The organism is Capillimicrobium parvum (genome assembly GCF_021172045.1).
GTDB lineage: Bacteria > Actinomycetota > Thermoleophilia > Solirubrobacterales > Solirubrobacteraceae > Capillimicrobium > Capillimicrobium parvum.
This window is the reverse complement of sequence record NZ_CP087164.1, coordinates 881,113-897,942: the sequence shown is the minus strand read 5'-3', so window position 1 is coordinate 897,942 and position 16,830 is coordinate 881,113. Positions and strand designations below refer to the sequence as shown.

At 72.2% G+C, this 16,830-nt stretch carries 19 protein-coding genes; 5 read left to right on the top strand and 14 right to left on the bottom strand.

Annotation, left to right across the window (positions count from 1 at the left end; translation table 11 throughout):
- Positions 1–38: 38 nt before the first annotated feature.
- On the bottom strand, positions 39–503 hold the full coding sequence (locus tag DSM104329_RS04410; protein ID WP_259314183.1) for a MarR family winged helix-turn-helix transcriptional regulator: 465 nt from the start codon (positions 501–503) through the stop codon (positions 39–41).
- Between the two features lie 208 nt (positions 504–711).
- Here DSM104329_RS04410 and DSM104329_RS04405 point away from each other — a divergent pair, with 208 nt between their 5' ends.
- Both DSM104329_RS04405 and DSM104329_RS04400 read left to right on the top strand, forming a co-directional pair.
- Positions 712–1,365 carry a peroxiredoxin gene (locus tag DSM104329_RS04405; protein WP_259314182.1) on the top strand — a complete coding sequence of 218 codons (654 nt, stop codon included), beginning with the start codon at positions 712–714 and terminating at the stop codon, positions 1,363–1,365.
- Positions 1,366–1,380: 15 nt separating this feature from the next.
- Positions 1,381–1,755, top strand: coding sequence for a DUF488 domain-containing protein (locus tag DSM104329_RS04400; protein ID WP_259314181.1), 375 nt, complete (start codon positions 1,381–1,383; stop codon positions 1,753–1,755).
- Positions 1,756–1,770: 15 nt separating this feature from the next.
- Here DSM104329_RS04400 and DSM104329_RS04395 read toward each other — a convergent pair whose 3' ends face one another.
- Genes DSM104329_RS04395 through DSM104329_RS04380 form a run of 4 tightly spaced genes read right to left on the bottom strand, consistent with a single transcriptional unit; the run spans position 1,771 to position 6,698 of the window.
- Positions 1,771–3,003 carry an NAD(P)/FAD-dependent oxidoreductase gene (locus tag DSM104329_RS04395; protein WP_259314180.1) on the bottom strand — a complete coding sequence of 411 codons (1,233 nt, stop codon included), beginning with the start codon at positions 3,001–3,003 and terminating at the stop codon, positions 1,771–1,773.
- Between the two features lie 58 nt (positions 3,004–3,061).
- A complete protein-coding gene (locus tag DSM104329_RS04390; protein WP_259314179.1) occupies positions 3,062–3,544 on the bottom strand; it encodes a hypothetical protein in 483 nt (160 codons plus the stop codon).
- Positions 3,541–5,358, bottom strand: coding sequence for a glycoside hydrolase family 15 protein (locus tag DSM104329_RS04385; protein ID WP_259314178.1), 1,818 nt, complete (start codon positions 5,356–5,358; stop codon positions 3,541–3,543). The genes DSM104329_RS04390 and DSM104329_RS04385 overlap by 4 nt, the downstream gene beginning before the upstream one ends.
- Positions 5,355–6,698 carry an NAD(P)/FAD-dependent oxidoreductase gene (locus DSM104329_RS04380; protein WP_259314177.1) on the bottom strand — a complete coding sequence of 448 codons (1,344 nt, stop codon included), beginning with the start codon at positions 6,696–6,698 and terminating at the stop codon, positions 5,355–5,357. Before DSM104329_RS04380 ends, DSM104329_RS04385 begins: the two co-directional genes overlap by 4 nt.
- Before the next feature lie 9 nt (positions 6,699–6,707).
- On the opposite strand from DSM104329_RS04380, the gene DSM104329_RS04375 reads away from it, so the two are divergent.
- The gene (locus tag DSM104329_RS04375; protein WP_259314176.1) at positions 6,708–7,367 is read left to right on the top strand and encodes a response regulator; all 660 of its coding nucleotides are present in this window, start codon (positions 6,708–6,710) and stop codon (positions 7,365–7,367) included.
- Here DSM104329_RS04375 and DSM104329_RS04370 read toward each other — a convergent pair.
- From DSM104329_RS04370 to coxB, 5 genes are all read right to left on the bottom strand, one after another.
- Positions 7,327–8,379, bottom strand: coding sequence for a sensor histidine kinase (locus DSM104329_RS04370; protein WP_259314175.1), 1,053 nt, complete (start codon positions 8,377–8,379; stop codon positions 7,327–7,329). The two genes, DSM104329_RS04375 and DSM104329_RS04370, sit on opposite strands and share 41 nt — an antisense overlap.
- 80 nt (positions 8,380–8,459) lie before the next feature.
- Positions 8,460–8,729 (bottom strand): 4Fe-4S dicluster domain-containing protein, encoded by a 270-nt coding sequence (locus tag DSM104329_RS04365; protein ID WP_259314174.1) that lies wholly within the window; start codon positions 8,727–8,729, stop codon positions 8,460–8,462.
- Positions 8,726–9,043 (bottom strand): hypothetical protein, encoded by a 318-nt coding sequence (locus DSM104329_RS04360; RefSeq protein WP_259314173.1) that lies wholly within the window; start codon positions 9,041–9,043, stop codon positions 8,726–8,728. Before DSM104329_RS04360 ends, DSM104329_RS04365 begins: the two co-directional genes overlap by 4 nt.
- Positions 9,040–10,728, bottom strand: coding sequence for a cytochrome c oxidase subunit I (ctaD, locus tag DSM104329_RS04355; protein WP_259314172.1), 1,689 nt, complete (start codon positions 10,726–10,728; stop codon positions 9,040–9,042). The genes DSM104329_RS04360 and ctaD overlap by 4 nt, the downstream gene beginning before the upstream one ends.
- A complete protein-coding gene (gene coxB / locus DSM104329_RS04350) occupies positions 10,728–11,567 on the bottom strand; it encodes a cytochrome c oxidase subunit II (RefSeq protein ID WP_259314171.1) in 840 nt (279 codons plus the stop codon). The genes ctaD and coxB overlap by 1 nt, the downstream gene beginning before the upstream one ends.
- Positions 11,568–11,710: 143 nt before the next feature.
- Here coxB and DSM104329_RS04345 point away from each other — a divergent pair, with 143 nt between their 5' ends.
- Entirely contained in the window at positions 11,711–13,012 is a 1,302-nt protein-coding gene (locus DSM104329_RS04345; RefSeq protein ID WP_259314170.1) for a hypothetical protein, read from the top strand.
- Positions 13,013–13,028: 16 nt separating this feature from the next.
- Here DSM104329_RS04345 and DSM104329_RS04340 read toward each other — a convergent pair whose 3' ends face one another.
- On the bottom strand, positions 13,029–13,727 hold the full coding sequence (locus DSM104329_RS04340; protein WP_259314169.1) for a DUF542 domain-containing protein: 699 nt from the start codon (positions 13,725–13,727) through the stop codon (positions 13,029–13,031).
- Positions 13,728–13,855: 128 nt separating this feature from the next.
- Here DSM104329_RS04340 and DSM104329_RS04335 point away from each other — a divergent pair, with 128 nt between their 5' ends.
- The gene (locus tag DSM104329_RS04335; RefSeq protein WP_259314168.1) at positions 13,856–14,539 is read left to right on the top strand and encodes a helix-turn-helix transcriptional regulator; all 684 of its coding nucleotides are present in this window, start codon (positions 13,856–13,858) and stop codon (positions 14,537–14,539) included.
- Between the two features lie 6 nt (positions 14,540–14,545).
- Here the strand turns inward: DSM104329_RS04335 and DSM104329_RS04330 are convergent, their stop codons facing one another.
- The 3 genes from DSM104329_RS04330 to DSM104329_RS04320 form a co-directional block, all read right to left on the bottom strand.
- Complete coding sequence (locus DSM104329_RS04330) at positions 14,546–14,701, bottom strand: hypothetical protein (RefSeq protein ID WP_259314167.1); 156 nt, start codon at positions 14,699–14,701, stop codon at positions 14,546–14,548.
- Between the two features lie 11 nt (positions 14,702–14,712).
- Positions 14,713–16,587 carry an ATP-dependent zinc metalloprotease FtsH gene (gene ftsH / locus DSM104329_RS04325; RefSeq protein ID WP_259314166.1) on the bottom strand — a complete coding sequence of 625 codons (1,875 nt, stop codon included), beginning with the start codon at positions 16,585–16,587 and terminating at the stop codon, positions 14,713–14,715.
- A gap of 69 nt (positions 16,588–16,656) precedes the next feature.
- Positions 16,657–16,785 carry a helix-turn-helix domain-containing protein gene (locus DSM104329_RS04320; protein WP_259314165.1) on the bottom strand — a complete coding sequence of 43 codons (129 nt, stop codon included), beginning with the start codon at positions 16,783–16,785 and terminating at the stop codon, positions 16,657–16,659.
- Between the last annotated feature and the right edge of the window lie 45 nt (positions 16,786–16,830).

The window sequence follows — 16,830 nt, the reverse complement described above, 5'->3', positions numbered from 1 at the left end:
GCCGATCTTCGACCGCGCGGACGCCCCTGCCTATGGGGTCAGACCCCCATCCCGGGACCGAACGAGCGCCACACGTCGCCGATCTGCGGGCCGTGCTCGGCCAGCCACTCGAGGTGCAGGCCCGACAGGGCGGCGAGCCGCCGCTCGCCCACCGCGGTGAGCACGACGTGCACCCGGCTGGCGTACTCGGCATCGCGCTCGCGCCGCACGAGCCCCGCGCCCTCGGCGCGGTCGACGAGTCCGACCACGCTGTGGTGGCGCAGCAGGAGCGTGTCGGCCAGCTCGGTGAGCGTCGGGCCGGCCGGGTCGGCGTAGGCGCGGATCGCGAGGGCGAGCTGGACCTGCGCGGGGGTCATCCCCTGCTCGCGGGCGCGCTGCTCGGCCCACGCCAGGTAGCGGCGGATCCCGGCGCGCAGCGACGCGAGGTGCTCGTACGCCGCGTCGTCGACGGCCGCCGGCGGGACGGCGCCGACCGCCGGGTGATCACCATCGGGGCGAGGCATGGCGGCAAGCCTCTCATCCATCGCCGCGACCAGCTCGCCGTCGGCGCGCTCGAGCACGCCCTCGATGCTTGATGCGTTGGCAGTTCATCGGGCTGCTCCGTGTCGTTTCGAGATCCCGGTTGCATCGTCCGGCGATATCGTGAGACGATACAAATGAAACCGGATCAGCTTTCACATGAAGATCCGGACGAACCATCGGAGCCCCACCGTGTCTCTCACGATCGGCGATCTCGCGCCCGACTTCACCGCCCAGACCACCGAGGGCGAGATCTCCTTCCACGACTGGATCGGCGACAGCTGGGCGGTGCTGTTCTCACACCCCCGCGACTTCACGCCGGTGTGCACGACCGAGCTCGGCTACATGGCCGCGATCAAGCCGGAGTTCGACCGGCGCGACACGAAGATCATCGGCCTGTCCGTCGACCCGGTCGACAACCACGTCCGCTGGGCCCAGGACATCGAGCAGGTGCAGGGCGTCGCCCCGAACTATCCGATGATCGCCGACACCGACCACGCCGTGGCGAAGGCCTACGGCATGCTGCCGGCCGACGTGGCCGGCGATCCCACGGCCCGCACGCCCGCCCAGAACGCCACGCTGCGCAACGTCTTCGTCATCGGGCCCGACAAGCAGATCAAGCTCGTCCTCGTGTATCCGATGAGCACCGGCCGCAACTTCGACGAGATCCTGCGCGTCATCGACTCGCTGCAGCTCACCGCCGACCACCAGCTGACGACTCCCGCGCAGTGGCAGCCGGGCGACGACGCGATCATCGCCGGCTCGGTCAGCGACGAGCAGGCGCGCGAGCGCTACCCCGATGGCTGGCAGCAGCCGCTGCCCTACATGCGCGTGGTCCCCGCCTGACGGGAACGCCGCATCGTGGATCTCCGCGTCAAGCGGGTGTACGACGACCCCTCCGCGACCGACGGCTATCGCGTGCTGATCGACCGGCTGTGGCCGCGAGGGGTGTCGCGCGAGCGGGCCAAGCTCGATCGCTGGGAGCCGGAGCTCGCCCCGACGGCTGATCTCCGGCGGTGGTTCGGGCACGACCCCGCCCGCTTCGCGGAGTTCCGCCGGCGGTACATCGACGAGCTGCGTGACCGGCGTCAGCTTCTGAGCGCGCTGCGACGACGGGCCCGGGACGGCACGGTCACGCTCGTCTACTCCGCCCGCGACACCGAGCACAACGATGCGGTCGTGCTCGCCGAGGTCCTGCGGCTCGGGCTCCCGGCGAATCGCGAGGCAGAACGCTGAGGTCGTCGCGCGGACTCAGGCAGCGACGCCGTCGACCAGCTCGGCGAGGGGAACGTCCGGGTCGGCGAGCCGGCGCACGTCGACGACGGAGCGCGAGCGGATGAGGGCCCCGATGGGCTCGGTGACGTCCCACACGTTGACGTTCATGCCCGCCAGGACCCGGCCCTCGGCCAGCCAGAACACGATGAACTCGCGGGTCGCCGGGTCGCCGCGAAAGACGATCTCGTCCCAGTCGGCGGCGTAGCCGGTGTACTCCATGCCGACGTCGTACTGGTCGGAGAAGAAGTAGGGCAGCCGATCGTACGGCCGGTCCAGGCCGAGCATGTTGCGCGCCGCGGCGGGACCCTGATGCAGGGCGTTGGACCAGTGCTCGACGCGCAGCCGCTCGAACAGCGGATGCCGAGCGTTGGCGATGTCGCCCGCGGCGAACACGTCGGGCAGGCTGGTGCGCAGCCGATCGTCCACGAGCACCCCGTTGTCGACGGCGGCGCCGGCGGCCCGCGCCAGCTCCGTCCGCGGAGCGACCCCCACGCCGACGACCACGAGATCGGCGTCGACGACGCGGCCGTCGGTCGTGCGGACGCGCTCGACGCGATCGGAGCCCTCGAACGCCTCCACCCCGGTCCCGAGCATCAGGCGGACGCCGTGATCGGCATGGATGTCGCGGTAGATCCCGCCGACCTGCGTACCGAGCACGCGCTCCAGCGGCACCGCCGCCGGGTCGATGACCGTCACGTCCAGCCCCAGCGTCCGGGCCGAGGCGGCCACCTCGGCGCCGATCCATCCGGCACCGATGACGACGAGCCGGCCGCCCTGCGACAGCCGCTCACGCAACCGGTCGCAGTCGGCGACCGTGCGCAGTTCGTAGACCTCGTCGAGGTCGGCGCCGGGGATCTTGAGCCGGTGCGGCTGAGCGCCCGTCGCCAGCAGCGCGCGGTCGTAGGGCAGCCGCTGGTCGCCGTCCAGCACGACCTCGCGGGTGGCCGCGTCGATGCCGCGCACCGCCGCGGACGTGCGCAGCTCGACGTCGTGCTCGACGTAGAAGCCCTCCGGGTGGACGAAGATCTTCTCGCGTTGAGCCTCGCCGCGCAGGTACTCCTTCGACAGCGGCGGACGCTCGTACGGGCGCTCGTCCTCGGCGCCGAGCAACACGACGCGCCCGTCGAAGCCCTCCTCGCGCAACGCCTCGGCGGCCTTGGCGCCGGCCAGGCCGGCGCCGATGATCACGAACGTCTGGGCGCTGGTCATGGCATCTCCAAGGGGTCGATGTGTTCTCTTCGCGTCATGGCGACCGCATGTCTTACGGTCACCCGGCCATCCCGGCGAAGCCTCCGACGATCGCGCCGTAGGCGACGTGGGCCAGCAACGTGACCGCCGGGGTGCCGTGGCCGTAGTTGCGCATGAGGAAGCCCGGCGGCTCGAGCAGCGGACTGCGGTCGGCGCTGCTGAGCGTGCTGCCCATGTGGGGGTGGACGACCGGGAGCAGGACGTTCACCAACGCCGTCGTCGAGACGATGCCGTGCAACAGGCCCATGAGCGCCCCGAGCAGCCATCCGTCTGTGCCGATGGCGGCGAAGATCGCGTAGTAGACGAGCGCGAAGCCCTCCCCGGCCGCGAGGTGCAGGACGTAGCCGAGTGCCTTGGCGCGAGCGCGATCGAGCGTCACGGCGGTGCCGAGCAGGAACGGCAGGTCCACGCGGGTCAGGCCGGCCTCGTTGGCCGCGCGCAGCGTCGTCGTCAGCACGAGGGTCCCGACGAAGCCGCCGGCCAGCGCGCCCCAGACGCTCATCGGTCGCCCGAAGCCGTGATGGACACGGCGGCGTTGATGAGCGCGAGGTGCACGAGTCCCTGCGGGACGTTGCCCAGCAGCTCGCCGCTGTGGGGGTCGATCTCCTCGGCGTACAGGCCGACGTCGTTGGCACGGTCGATCAGCTCGGCCATCAGCTCCGTGGCCTCGTCATGGCGACCCATGGTGGCGAGCGCGTCGACGAGCCAGAACGAGCAGCACAGAAACGCTCCCTCGGTGCCGCCCAGCCCGTCGTCCCCGCTGTAGCGGTACAGGAGAGCGCCGTGTCCAAGCTCGCGGCGCACCGCCTCAAGCGTGGCGTCCATCCGGCGGGGATCCGGCCCGCGGTAGCCGAGCAGGATCCCGAGCAGGAGGCTGGCGTCGAGGCCTTCGCCGCCGGCGTCCCGCGTGTAGCTGCCCAGGCGCGCAGACCAGCAGTGGGCCTCGACGAAGTGGGCGATGGCATCCGCCTCGCCCCGCCACAGCGCCACGTGTTTCGACTCCAGATGGCCCGCCGCGGCCAGGCGAATGGCACGATCGAGCGCGACCCAGCACATCATCTTGGAATGGGTGAAGTGCCGGGGCGCGCTGCGCACCTCCCAGATGCCCGAGTCCGGCTCACGCCAGATGCGCGCAACGAGATCGGCGACCCCGGCCAGCCGCCGCCCGGCCTCGCGGTCCAGGCGACCGCCGGCCTCGGTGTAGATCGCCGCGGTCTGCAGCAGACAGCCATAGATGTCGAGCTGGGTCTGGCCGGCGGCATCGTTGCCGACGCGGACGGGCCGTGAGCCCCGGTAGCCGTTCAGGGCAAGCACGCGCTCGGGTGCCCGCTCGCCGCCGTCGAGGCGGTAGAGGACCCGGAGCTTCGGGCGCGAGAGCTGCGACGCGTGCAGCAGCCACCAGAAGAACGCCTCGGCCTCGCTCGGGCAGCCCAGACGCATGAGGGCCTCGAGCGTGAACGCCGAGTCGCGGATCCAGCACAGGCGATAGTCCCAGTTGCGCTCCCCACCGATCTCCTCGGGCAGCGAGGCCGTGGCGGCGGCGGCGATCGCGCCGGACGGCGCATGGAACAGGAGCTTGAGCGTGAGCGCGCTGCGGATCACCGCGTCGCGCCAGGGCCCGTCGTACGTCCTTTGCGCCGCCCACTCGCGCCAGTAGGCCGCGGCCGCGTCCAATCGTCGTTCGACGTCGTCGCGGCGCGGAAAGACCAGCGGCTCCTGGTACGCCGCGCACAGCGCGATGCACGCCGAGTCGCCCCCACGCATCTCGAAGCGCCCCGAGATCGCGGAGCCGTCCACCTCGGGTCGGCCCGCGTCCCACGAGCAGACGGCAAGCGCGCCGGCGCCGCCGACCGCCACGGGGACGGGCCCGCGGTACTCGATCCTCGGCCGGATGTGCCCATAGCCGAAGGCCGGGGCGACGCGCCAGCGCATCGGAACGCATCCGGCGACACCCTCGATTCGCCGGACCAGCTCGCGCGTCGGCCCGAGCCCCGAACCTGACAGCGTCATGGCATCGGTCACGCGCGCGATCCCCAGCGCGCTCGTGAACGTCGTCTCCAGCACGTTGGTGTCCGGCACGTAGCGGCGCTGGACGTCCGCGGCGACGTCGGGACACAGCTCGAAGCGCCCGCCGCGGTCGGCGTCGAGCAGCGCAGCGAACACGCTGGGCGAATCGAGGTCCGGGAGGCAGAGCCAGTCCACCGACCCGTCGCGCGCGACGAGCGCGACGGTCCGCCCGTCACCGATGGCCGCATAGTCGGCGATCGGGACGTAGCCGTCCCGCGCCGCGCCCCGCCCCGACGCCGGCGGCCTCACCTCGCGACAGGCCATGGCCGTTGCCACCGAGTCCCGGTCGGCCGACCGGGACGATCGTGGAGCTTCGCCGAGTGCGGGGAAGCGGTGGAGAAGTACGGCGCAAGGTACCCGGCGGCGACCTTGGCGGGCGGCCACCACAACGCCTCCCGCGAAGCGCGCGACGCCCCCGGCAGCGGCTCGAGCGTCGTGGCGTCGTGCTCGCGCAGCGCGGCGCGCAGGTACAGCGGAGGTCCGCCGACGAGCAGCAGACCGCGGATGACCGGCCGGTATGGACGTGGCTGCTCGAGAACGCCCATCTCCGCGGCGATGGCCTGGGCGACCGCGTCGCCCTGCTGGGCCGCCAGGCCGCCCTGCTTCAGCGGCCGCGCGGTGACGTCACCCGCGGCGTACACGCCGTCCAGCCCGACCACGCGCCCGTATTCGTCGACCGGCACGAACCCATCATCCGTCGGAACCCCGATCGGCGCGCGCGGGCTCGGGGCGGCGAGCGCCAGGACTCGATCGGCGGCGACCCACTCGCCGTCGTCGAGGATCACCCGGCCCGGCTCCACGCCGGCCGCGAGCGCGCCGGTCCTGACGGTCACCGCGCGTTCCGCCAGCAGCGGCTCGAGAGCGATGCGAGCCGCCGGCCCGAAGATCGCCAGTGGCTCGGGCTCCGGGGTGACCACTGTGATCGCAACGCCCTCGATGCGGTCGGCGGACAGCTCTGCACCGGTCATCAGCGCGAGCTCGTAGAGGGGCAGCGGCCAGCTCGACATGCCGGGCAGCACGAAGGCGATCGAGTGCGCGCGGCCGGAGCGCAGGTCGTCGAGGATCCCCCGCATCGCGATGACGTCGGTGCGGCCACGGAAGGTCGTCGCTCCCGGCAGGGCGTTGCGCAGGCCGGCGCCGGTGGCGATCACGAGCGCATCGAAGGACGGTCGCCTGCCGCTGGCCAGCAGCACGGTCCGGCCGGGCCCATGGACCTCGACGAGCCGGTCGAACACCAGGTCCACGCCCTGGTCGTGAGCGAACGCGCGGACGTCGTGGTTGGAGTTGAAGGCGATGGCGCGCGGAAAGGGCTCGGCGACGGCCGCTGGTCGCTCCACCATCAGCGCCGCCCGCGTCACCAGCGTCAGGCGGACGTGGTCACCGGCCAGGCGGCGCAGGGCGAGCACCGTCTCCAGACCAGCGATCCCGCCGCCGGCGACGACCACGTGCCGGGCGCGTTCGGCTCGCCCCCGGAGGTGCTTCCGGCTCTGCATCGCGACCGCCTCGCTTTCGGGCCGCTTTAATACATGAACACTGTGTAAATTAGCACGCTGGGCCCTCTGTTCCAAGCGCTCTGGCGCGCGGCTCATACTTGACCCGTGGCCGTTCCGCTGAAGACCCGCATCCTGCTCGCCGACGACCACGCCGTCGTGCGGGCCGGGCTGCGGCTCGTGCTCGACGCCGAGCCCGATCTCGAGGTCGTCCTCGAGGCATCAGACGGTGCTGAGGCGGTCGAGCTCGGCCTGTCGGCGGACATCCACCTCGCGGTGCTTGACGTCTCCATGCCGCGGTTGACCGGGCTGCAGGCGGCCCGCGAGCTGTCCCAGCGGCGCCCCGAGCTGAGGCTCCTGATGCTCTCGATGCACGACAACGAGCAGTACTTCTTCGAGGCCCTCAAGGCGGGCGCGTCGGGCTACGTCCTCAAGACCGCGGCCAACGCCGAGTTCGTGGAGGCGTGCCGGGCGACGATGCGCGGCGAGCCGTTCCTCTATCCGTCGGCGGCGACCGCGCTGATCCGCGACTACCTCGAACGGGCGCGGCGCGGCGACGCGACGCCGACCGATCCGCTGACCCCCCGCGAGCTGCAGATCCTCAAGCTGATCGCCGAGGGCCACACGAGCGAGGAGATCGCCGCGATGCTCGTCATCAGCAAGAAGACCGTCGATCGTCATCGGGCGAACATCCTCGAGAAGCTGGGCATGCGCAATCGCGTCGAGCTCACCCGGTATGCGATCCGGCGGGGTCTGGTCGAGCCGTGAGGCCGGCCGGGATGCGCAGCGCCACCTCGGTCCCTCCGCCGGGAGCCGATCCGAGCGTCAGCCTGCCTCCGACGAGCATCGCCCGCTCGCGCATGCCGGTGACCCCGGTGCCCGGGGCGCCGTCGCCCGCCGCGCCCGGACCGGCGCCGTCGTCGCGGACGGTCAGGGTCACGCCCGCCGCGTCCGCGTCCAGCGCAAGCACCGCGTGGCGGGCGCCGGCGTGCCGGATCACGTTCGTCAGGCTCTCCTGCGCGACCCGGTAGACGACGAGCTCGATCTCCGGCGACAGCTTCGGCAGCGACCCGGCGGCCTCGATGCGCACCCGCACGCCGCTCTGGGCCTCCACGCGCCGGCAGAGCGAGATGAGCGCGTTGACCAGCCCGAGGTCGTCGAGCGCCTCGGGGCGCAGCTCGCGCGCGATCCGGCGCACATCGTCCAGGCTCTCGCGCACCGACGTGGCCGCACGGCGCAGCGACTCCGACCGTTCATCGGCGCCCGCGCCGGCGGCCCGCTCGGCCTCGATCGCCGTGGCGGTCAGCGTCTGCCCGATGTCGTCGTGCAGCTCGCGCGCGATCCGCACGCGCTCGGCCTCCTGCGCTTCGAGCACGCGGCGGCTGCTCTCGCGCCGCTCGTCCTCGAGGCGGTCGAGCATCGCGTTGAACGCGCGCGTGACGGCGATGACCTCCGCGTAGCGGGCATGGCGCACGTCCAGCCGGCGCCCCGGGTCGCGCGGATCGACGTCGCGCATGACCGCCGCCAGCCGGCGCAGCGGCGCCAGCACGCCGCGCAGGAGCACGAGGCTGACCGCCGCCATCGTGAGGAACCCGCCGATGACGATCGCCGCCTCCGCCGCGGCGATCTTCGGCGTGATGCGCACGGGCGTGACGATCAGCAGGACGGCGCCGACCGCGAGCACCGCGACGTTGACCAGCACCACGCCCCAGAGCATCGAGTGGGCGCGCAGCTCGGCGAACCGCGGCGGCGGCGACTCATCTGGTGCGACGGGGTGCATCGGCGCGACCCATGGTCGCCTGCCGGGGGCACGCTGTCCATGGGGTCCGATGCGCACAGCCCGCGTGCGCGGCGGACCGGTCAGCCGCGCGTCCGCTGGTAGTAGCCGGCGTTGATCGCGATGAACCGCTGCCACTCCGGCGGCACCATGTCCTCGGGCGTGATCGCGTCGACCGGGCAGGCCTCGACGCACGCGTCGCAGTCGATGCACTCCTCGGGATCGATGTAGAGCTGGTCGTGCTCCTCGAATCCCGGTTCGTCGGGCGCGGGATGGATGCAGTCGACGGGGCACACCTCGACGCACGAGGTGTCCTTGGTGGCGATGCACGGCTCGTTGATGACGTAGGTCATGGCGACTCCATTGGGGCGGGTGCTCGGCGCGGGACGGTGGGATCGGGCATGGGCGGGTGCGAGGGCCGGCGCGGGCGGCCCGGCCGCAGGTCGGACGCCCGCGCCGGCTGGCGCAGCCGCACGCGGGCGGGCCGGGTGGCGCCGTCGAGCGGCGGCCCGCCGGGCGGCGCAGCAGGCGGAGGCGGCGCGCCCCCGCCACCGTCCTCGTCACGACCCTCGATCGTCCCGGAGCGCAGCGCGAGCAGGAGCAGCCCCGCGCCCGCGGCGATCGCGACGAGGTGCAGGCCGAGCGCGAGCATGACCTCCCGGCTCATCGCTCCCCCCCGCCCGCGGTCTGCTCGGCGACCCGGCGGCGGATGTCGCGCATCGGCTCGACGGAGCGCACGACCGGCTGGACGTCGAAGTTGTGCGGCGGCGGCGGCGACAGCGTCAGCCACTCGAGCGTGTTCGCGCGCCACGGGTCCGGGCCGACGCGCCGTCCATGTCGCAGGCTCCACAGCACGTTGACGACGGTCACCACGACGCCGACGCCGAGGACGAACGCACCACAGGTCGAGATCAGGTTGCCGGTGCCCCAGCCGGTGCTCTCGCCGTACGTGTAGATGCGGCGGGGCATCCCCGACAGGCCGAGCGAGTGCTGGATGAGGAACGTGCCGACGAACCCGACGAACTGGAGCCAGAACGAGAGCTTGCCCAGCGGCTCGGAGAGCCGGCGGCCCGTGATCTTCGGGAACCAGTAGTACAGCGCGGCCATGACCCCCGACACCGCACCGGCGACGAGCACGAAGTGGAAGTGGGCGACGATGAAGTAGGTGTCGTGCACCTGCCGGTCGATGGGGAAGATCGCGATGATCACCCCCGTGATCCCGCCGAGGGTGAACAGCACCAGGAAGCCGGCGGCGAAGTACAGCGGCGTGGCGAAGTGGATCGAGCCGCGGAACAGCGTCGCCACCCAGTTGAGGATCTTCACCCCCGTGGGGATGGCGATCAGCATCGACGAGAGCATGAAGAACGCCAGGACCACGGTCGCCATCGGCGTGGCGAACATGTGGTGCGCCCACACGAGCATCGACAGGAACGCGATGCCGACGCTCGACGCGGCGATCGCCTTGTAGCCGAAGATCGGCTTGCGCGCGAAGACCGGCAGGACCTCCGAGATCACGCCGAAGGCCGGCAGGATCATGATGTAGACCTCGGGGTGGCCGAAGAACCAGAAGAGGTGCTGGTAGAGCATCGCCGACCCGCCGCACGAGGGCTCGAAGAAGCAGCTGCCGAAGTGGCGGTCGGTGAGCATCATCGTCACCGCCCCCGCGACGACCGGCAGGGTGAGCATCACCATGATCGCCTGGGCCACGAGCGACCAGCAGAACAGCGGCACGCGGCCCCATCCCATCCCCCGCGTGCGCATGTTCGCGATCGTCACCGTGACGTTGATCGAGCCGAGGATCGAGCTGGTCCCGGTGAGATGGATGAGGAAGATCCAGGCGTCGGTGCCGTTGCCCGGGATGTACGGACCGGTCGACAGCGGCGTGTAGGCGGTCCACCCGGCCTCCGGCGGCGAGAAGAACAGCGTCGCGTAGAAGACGATGCCGCCCGCGAGATACAGCCAGTACGACAGGGCGTTCAGGCGCGGGAACGCCATGTCGCGCGCGCCGATCTGCAGCGGCACGACGTAGTTGGCGAAGCCCGCCCACAGCGGCATGACGACGAGGAAGACCATCGTCGTCCCGTGCATCGTGAGGATCTGGTTGTAGGTCTGCGGCGCGAGCAGCGTGTTCGACGGCACCGCGAGCTGCGTGCGCATGAGCAGCGCCTCGACGCCGCCGACCATGAAGAACGCGAACGCGGTGGTCAGGTAGAGGATCCCGATGCGCTTGTGGTCGGTCGTCGAGACCCAGTCGACCCAGCGCGCACGGCGCGGGCGCTCGAGGCGGGTGGCGGCGATCTGCGGCGGGCCGGCCGGCAGCGCGCGCGTGGCCGGGCGCTCGATGACCGCCATCAGCCGGCTCCGTGCGACGCGAAGCTCGGCGCGTCGCGGTTGCGGGCCGCCTCGGCCTCGGCGATCAGGCGCTTCTGGCGCCGCGTCCACGCGGCGTACTCCTCGGGCGCGACCGCGCGGACCTGGGCGAGCATGTTGGCGTGGTTGCGCCCGCACAGCTCGGCGCACTGCCCGCGATAGAGGCCGGGGCGCGAGATGCGGAACCACGTGTGGCTGACGTAGCCGGGGATCGCGTCGAACTTGCCGCCGAGCTTGGGGATCCACCACGAGTGCGCGACGTCGACGGAGACGATGTCGAGCTTCACGGTCACCCCGGTCGGGGCGACCATCTCGCCGTAGGAGTACGCGCCGCCGGGGTAGCGGTACATCCAGACGTACTGCCGGCCGACGACCTCGATGTGCAGCGCCTGGCCGTCGCCGGGTGCGACGACCCCCGCGGCGACGGCGGCGGGACTCGCCGCGGCGGTGTCGGCGTTCTCGATGGCGCCGAGCTTGCTCAGCGAGAAGGCGGCGATGAAGACGATCAGCGCGGTGGCCGCGAGCGTCCAGGCGATCTCCAGGCGCGTGTTGCCGTGGATCTGCGCGGCGACCGGGTTGCGCCGCTCGCGGTAGCGCCACAGCGCGAAGGCGAGCGCGCACGTCACGCCGGCGAAGACGAGGCCGGCGAGGACGAGCACGACGGTGTAGAGCGAGGCGATCCGGTCCGCGTTGGGCGAGCCTCCGCGCTCGGGAAGCAGCGTCCCGGCCTCCGCGGGGCCGGCGGCCAGGAGGACCAGGACCAGCGCGGCGACGAGCACGACCGCCCGCCGCCCGCCACGCCTGACCGACTCCGCCCGCACCGGCGCCGGGGGTGTGGCAGCGGGACGCGCGGCGGCGGCGGGGGGAGTCGGTTCGGGACGGGACCGTTTATCCACGGTGATTGGGAAAACTAGCATCGGCAGACGACATTTCCAATCCCGGCTGTGAAAAACTCCCTGCGGTCATGCCGAGCCCGCCTCCGCCCCCGCCCCCCGCCTCACCCCCGACGCCACGCCGCTGCCGTCACCGGCCGCGACCGCTCGCCCCGGGAGCGCTGCGCCCCACCGACCTGCTCGGCGCGTTCTTCCTGGCCGGCATCGTCTTCCTGGTGGCGGCCGGTGCGACGGCGGCGCTGGACGTCGCCGGCACCCTGCCGTGGTGGGGCCACTGGCTGGCCGTGCACCTCGCCTTCCTGGGCGGCGTCTCGTTGCTCGTGCTGGGCGCGGCCCAGTTCTTCGCGACCGCGTTCCTGGCCACCGACCCGCCCGCACGGCGGCTCGTGCGGGCGCAGCTCGCGGGCTGGATCGCGGGAACGCTGCTGGTGGCCGTGGGCGTCCCGGCGCGGATCACGGCGCTCACCGACGCGGGGGGCCTTGCGATCGCCGCGACCCTCGGGCTGTTCGCGGCGTCCCTCTGGCGGCTCGAGCGACGCTCGCTGCAACGGGCGCGGTGGGCCGTCCGCTGGTACTACGCCTGCGCCGGCTGCCTGGGGCTCGGCGCGTTGGTGGGGATCGCGATGGCGCGGGGCACGGCGTGGCCGCACGGCAGCCTGCTCGGCGCGCACCTCGCGCTCAACCTCGCGGGATGGCTGGGCACCTCCATCGTGGGCACCCTGCACACCTTCTATCCGTCTCTCACCCAGACCCGCCTGCCGCACCCCCGCCTGCAGGGCCCGACGTTCACGGCCTGGCTGGCGGGCGTGGCGCTCCTGGCCGCGGGGGCGGCCGTCGACTCGCGCGCGCTGCTCGGGGCGGGGTGGATCGCGCTGGTGCTGGGCGCCGGCCTGCTCGCGGCGAACGTCCTCGGCTGCCTGCGCGCCGCGCCGTCGGGCCTCAGCCTCCCGGCCCGGCTGGTCGGAACCGGCCAGGCGTTCCTCGTCGGGGGACTGCTGACCGCCCTCGCCGTCGGCGCCGCCGACGGGTTCCAGGCGCCCCTGCCGGGCAGCGCCCGCTCGGTCCTCGCGACCCTGCTCGTGGCGGGCTGGATCGGCATGACGGTCGCCGGCGCGCTGCTGCACCTCCTCGCCGTGCTGCACCGGGTGCGCAATCTCGCGCTGGCGATGCCGGCGCCCACGCCCGGGCGCGACCGGGCGCTGACCGCGCTGGCAGCCGGCGCGGTGCTCGTCCTGGCCGTGGCGCGGGCGGCCGGGCTCGCGACGCTCGCCGACGGGGCGCGGATCGCGCTCGCCGGCGCCGCGCTCGTCGTCGCCGCCCGCGCGCTCGCCCTGGCGGCGCGGACGATCGGCTCCGCCCGCCTGCGGCTCTGACCGGCCGGGGCGACCGTCAGCGCACGGCGGCGGCGCGCACCCGCGGGAACAGGATGTTGTTCTCCTCGTGCACGTGCTGGTGCAGGTCGAGCTCCAGCTCGCGCAGTGACTCCAGCAGCGCGCGGTGCGTGCCGCACAGCGCGCGCTTGGCGCTGTAGCCGCCCGACAGCTCGCGCAGCGCGACGAGCGACTCGCCCACCTCGTCATGGTCGGCCTCGTGCTGGCCCAGCAGCTCCTCGTCGACTCCCCGCAGGACACCGGCCGCCGTCGCACGGCAGGCCGGGAACAGCGTCTCCTCCTCCACCACCATGTGCTGCTCGAGGCTCACGCGCATCGTCGTGAACACCCGCTGCAGGTCGCGCAGCTCCGGCCGCTGGACGCCGTGGACGCGCACCACGGTCGCAACGAGGTCGGAGATCAGCGGCAGATCGCGGCGCAGGGCGCCGTGGTGGGCCGCGACGATGTGGTCGCAGAGATCGCCGACCGACGCCCGCGTGACGTCGTGGGCGTCGTCGCGGTCGCCGGGCTCCGCGTCGAGCGCCGCGATCAGCGTCGCGACCGTGCTCGGATCGAGCTCGCGCTGCGCGCAGGCCTCGGCCAGCGTGCGCGACCCGCCGCAGCAGTAGTCCAGCCGCAGCTGCTCGAAGAGACGCGTGCGAGCGGGACGGGCGATGACCAGCTCGGCCAGGGTGCTCGAGGGACTGATCGCGGTCATCGGGGCTCCTTTCGAATGGGACGGCGAGCACCGGTGCGATCGCCGCTGCACCAGCTTCTCACAATTGCCTTAGGAAAATCACACTCACTTCTTGATTGCACACTGCAGCTGTGCAATCTTCTGGGCCCGTGGACATCCGCACGCCACCGGGGGACGCGCTGTCCCAGCCGACTCGGGCGCGCCTGTTCGCGCTGCTCGGCGAGCTGCGCCGCCCCGCAGGCACCGACGAGCTCGCCCGCGCGCTCGGCCTGCACCCCAACGGCGTCCGGCTGCATCTCGAGGCGCTGCACGCCGCGGGCCTGCTCGACCGCGAGCGGGAGCGGCGGCCGCGCGGCCGGCCGCGGGACCGCTGGGCGATCAGCCCGGACGCGCTGCCCGGCGGCGACCCGCCGACCGGCTACGCCGACATCGGCCGCTTCCTCCTGCACGTCATCGCAGCCGGTGGGCTGAAGGTGCGCGACGTCGAGGCGGCCGGGCGCACGATCGGACGCAGCCTTCCCCCGCCCGACCCCGGCAGCACGCCGGATCAGCGCATGTACGCCGCGCTGACCGCGATGGGCTTCGCGCCGCAGCGCGAGACCGACCCGGACCATCCGGCCGAGCTGACCTACTGCCTGCGCAACTGCCCGTACCGCGATCTCGTGCACGAGCGCCAGCCGGTCGTGTGCGGCCTGCACCGCGGGATCACCCGCGGGATGCTCGACACGATCGACCCGAAGACGAGGCTCACCGGGTTCGTGCCGAAGGACCCCGACGAGGCGGGCTGCCTCATCGAGGTGCGCGGCCCGCTCGCCGACGACGTCGCCGCCTGATCGGCGTCAGGCGCCCGGCGGGGTGCGCGGTGGTTCCCAGATCCAGGACGGCGGCGGGTCGCTGGCGGGGAACGACGCCTCGCCCAGCTCGTCGACGGTCGGTCGCAGCGGCCGTCCCGGCGGCTGCTTCGGCGGGGTGGGGATCGGGATCGGTTCCGGCATCGTGCGCCTCCTCATGCGAGTGTCGTGCCCGTGGCCACGACCGTCAACCCCGAACGACGGCCGTGGTGGTCGAACAGCGCGATGAGCTCGTCGCGTTCGAGGGACTCGCGCGCCAGCAGCGCGTCCGCGCCCGCGTCGAGCAGGGCATGGTGGGTCAGCAGGATGTCCTTGGCGCGTTGGTGGGCGGATTCCACGATGCGGCGGATCTCGTCGTCGATCTCGCGCGCGATCTCGTCGCTGTAATCCGGCTCCGAGCTGAACTCGCGCCCCAAGAACGGCTGGCCATGATCGTGACCGAACACGCGCGGGCCGAGCTTCTCGCTCATCCCGAAACGCATCACCATCTGCTTGGCCGTCGCCGTGACCTTCTCGAGGTCGTTCGACGCGCCCGTGGTGATCTCGTCAAAGACGATCTCCTCCGCCGCGCGACCCCCCAACGTCATCGCCATCGTGTCCTGCAACTCCGCGCGCGTCGTCAAAAAGCGATCCTCCTGCGGCATCGAGATCGTGTACCCCAACGCCTGACCACGCGAGACGACCGACACCTTGTGCACCGGATCGGCGAACTCGAGCACGTGACCGACGATCGCATGGCCCATCTCGTGATACGCCGTGATCAGCCGCTCCTTCTCGCTCATCACCCGCGTCTTCTTCTCCGGCCCCGCGATCACCCGCATGATCCCCTCTTCGAGCTCAACCTGGGTGATCTCCCGCTTGCCGTTCCGCGCCGACAACAACGCCGCCTCATTGACCAGGTTCGCCAGGTCCGCCCCCGTGAACCCCGGCGTCTGACCGGCCAGCGCATCGACGTTGATCTCCTTGGCCAACGGCTTGCCGCGCGTATGGACCTCCAGAATCTTCGAACGGCCCTTGCGATCCGGACGATCGACCACGATCTGGCGATCAAACCGCCCCGGACGCAGCAGCGCCGGGTCGAGGATGTCCGGCCGGTTCGTCGCGGCGATCAGGATGATGTTGTCGGTCATCGTGAAGCCGTCCATCTCGACCAGCAGCTGGTTGAGCGTCTGCTCACGCTCGTCGTGGCCGCCACCCAAACCGGCACCACGATGGCGACCGACCGCATCGATCTCATCCATGAAGATGATGCACGGCGAGTTCTGCTTGGCCTGCTCAAACAGATCCCGCACCCGCGACGCACCCACCCCCACGAACATCTCCACGAAATCCGAGCCCGAGATCGAGAAGAACGGCACCCCCGCCTCACCCGCCACCGCCCGCGCCAACAACGTCTTGCCCGTCCCCGGAGGCCCATACAACAACACACCCTTCGGGATCCGCGCCCCCAACGCCTGAAACTTCTTCGGGTTCTCCAAGAACTCCTTGATCTCGTGCAGCTCCTCGACCGCCTCATCGGCGCCCGCCACATCACGAAACGTGATCTTCGGCGAGCGCGGGTCGAGTTGCCGCGCCGGCGCCTTGCGCATGCGCCTGGCTGCCGCGCCGCCCCCGCCGGCCCGCATGCGGCGCCCGAGCAGCACGGCGATCGCGACGACGACCGCGAGGAGCAGCGCCCACGGCGCCAGGACCTCCCACGTGCTGCGGCCGCTGCCCTTCACGGTGAACGGCACGCCGTGCGCTTCGAGCCCCTCGATCAGCTCCTGCCCATAGGCCGCCGGGAAGCCCACGGCATACGACGGCCCTTCCTTGGGGGTGACGTCCACCGTGTGGTCGCGCGTGCGGACCGTCGCCTCACGCAGCGCACGTCGGTCGCGCTGCTCGAGGAAGTCGGCGAACGTCGGCGCCGGCTGCTTCGCGCGACCGCCGTCCGGCAGGTACAGCGCTGCCACGCCGACGACGAGCGCCAGAAGCGCCGCCGCGCGCCAGAGGCGCTGGCGGTCGCCAACGGGCCGGCGCGCAGGATCCATGCCACCATCGTCCGTGCGACGGCGCCCCGGGACCATGGGGCGTCCTATGCAGATCGCCGGCCGTGACGCTCAGCGCCGGCCCACGAAGCCGTGGCGCACGAGGACGCTGGGACGCCGGTACGCCGCCCACCGCGAGACCCCCAGCCGCCGGCCGATCTCGGTGATCGTGAGCGTGGTCGAGATCACGCCCACGCCCACGCCGTCAGACGTGCAGCGACGCGACGTCGTCGCACGCCGTCAGAC

Excerpts from the sequence above, each read along its gene's own strand:
- DSM104329_RS04410 (WP_259314183.1), bottom strand. The coding sequence starts at position 503 with ATGCCTCGCCCCGATGGTGATCACCCGGCGGTCGGCGCCGTCCCGCCG.
- DSM104329_RS04395 (WP_259314180.1), bottom strand. The coding sequence starts at position 3,003 with ATGACCAGCGCCCAGACGTTCGTGATCATCGGCGCCGGCCTGGCCGGC.
- DSM104329_RS04390 (WP_259314179.1), bottom strand. The coding sequence starts at position 3,544 with ATGAGCGTCTGGGGCGCGCTGGCCGGCGGCTTCGTCGGGACCCTCGTG.
- DSM104329_RS04380 (WP_259314177.1), bottom strand. The coding sequence starts at position 6,698 with ATGAGCCGCGCGCCAGAGCGCTTGGAACAGAGGGCCCAGCGTGCTAAT.
- DSM104329_RS04370 (WP_259314175.1), bottom strand. The coding sequence starts at position 8,379 with ATGCACCCCGTCGCACCAGATGAGTCGCCGCCGCCGCGGTTCGCCGAG.
- DSM104329_RS04365 (WP_259314174.1), bottom strand. The coding sequence starts at position 8,729 with ATGACCTACGTCATCAACGAGCCGTGCATCGCCACCAAGGACACCTCG.
- DSM104329_RS04360 (WP_259314173.1), bottom strand. The coding sequence starts at position 9,043 with ATGAGCCGGGAGGTCATGCTCGCGCTCGGCCTGCACCTCGTCGCGATC.
- ctaD (WP_259314172.1), bottom strand. The coding sequence starts at position 10,728 with ATGGCGGTCATCGAGCGCCCGGCCACGCGCGCGCTGCCGGCCGGCCCG.
- DSM104329_RS04345 (WP_259314170.1), top strand. The coding sequence starts at position 11,711 with ATGCCGAGCCCGCCTCCGCCCCCGCCCCCCGCCTCACCCCCGACGCCA.
- DSM104329_RS04340 (WP_259314169.1), bottom strand. The coding sequence starts at position 13,727 with ATGACCGCGATCAGTCCCTCGAGCACCCTGGCCGAGCTGGTCATCGCC.
- DSM104329_RS04330 (WP_259314167.1), bottom strand. The coding sequence starts at position 14,701 with ATGCCGGAACCGATCCCGATCCCCACCCCGCCGAAGCAGCCGCCGGGA.
- ftsH (WP_259314166.1), bottom strand. The coding sequence starts at position 16,587 with ATGGATCCTGCGCGCCGGCCCGTTGGCGACCGCCAGCGCCTCTGGCGC.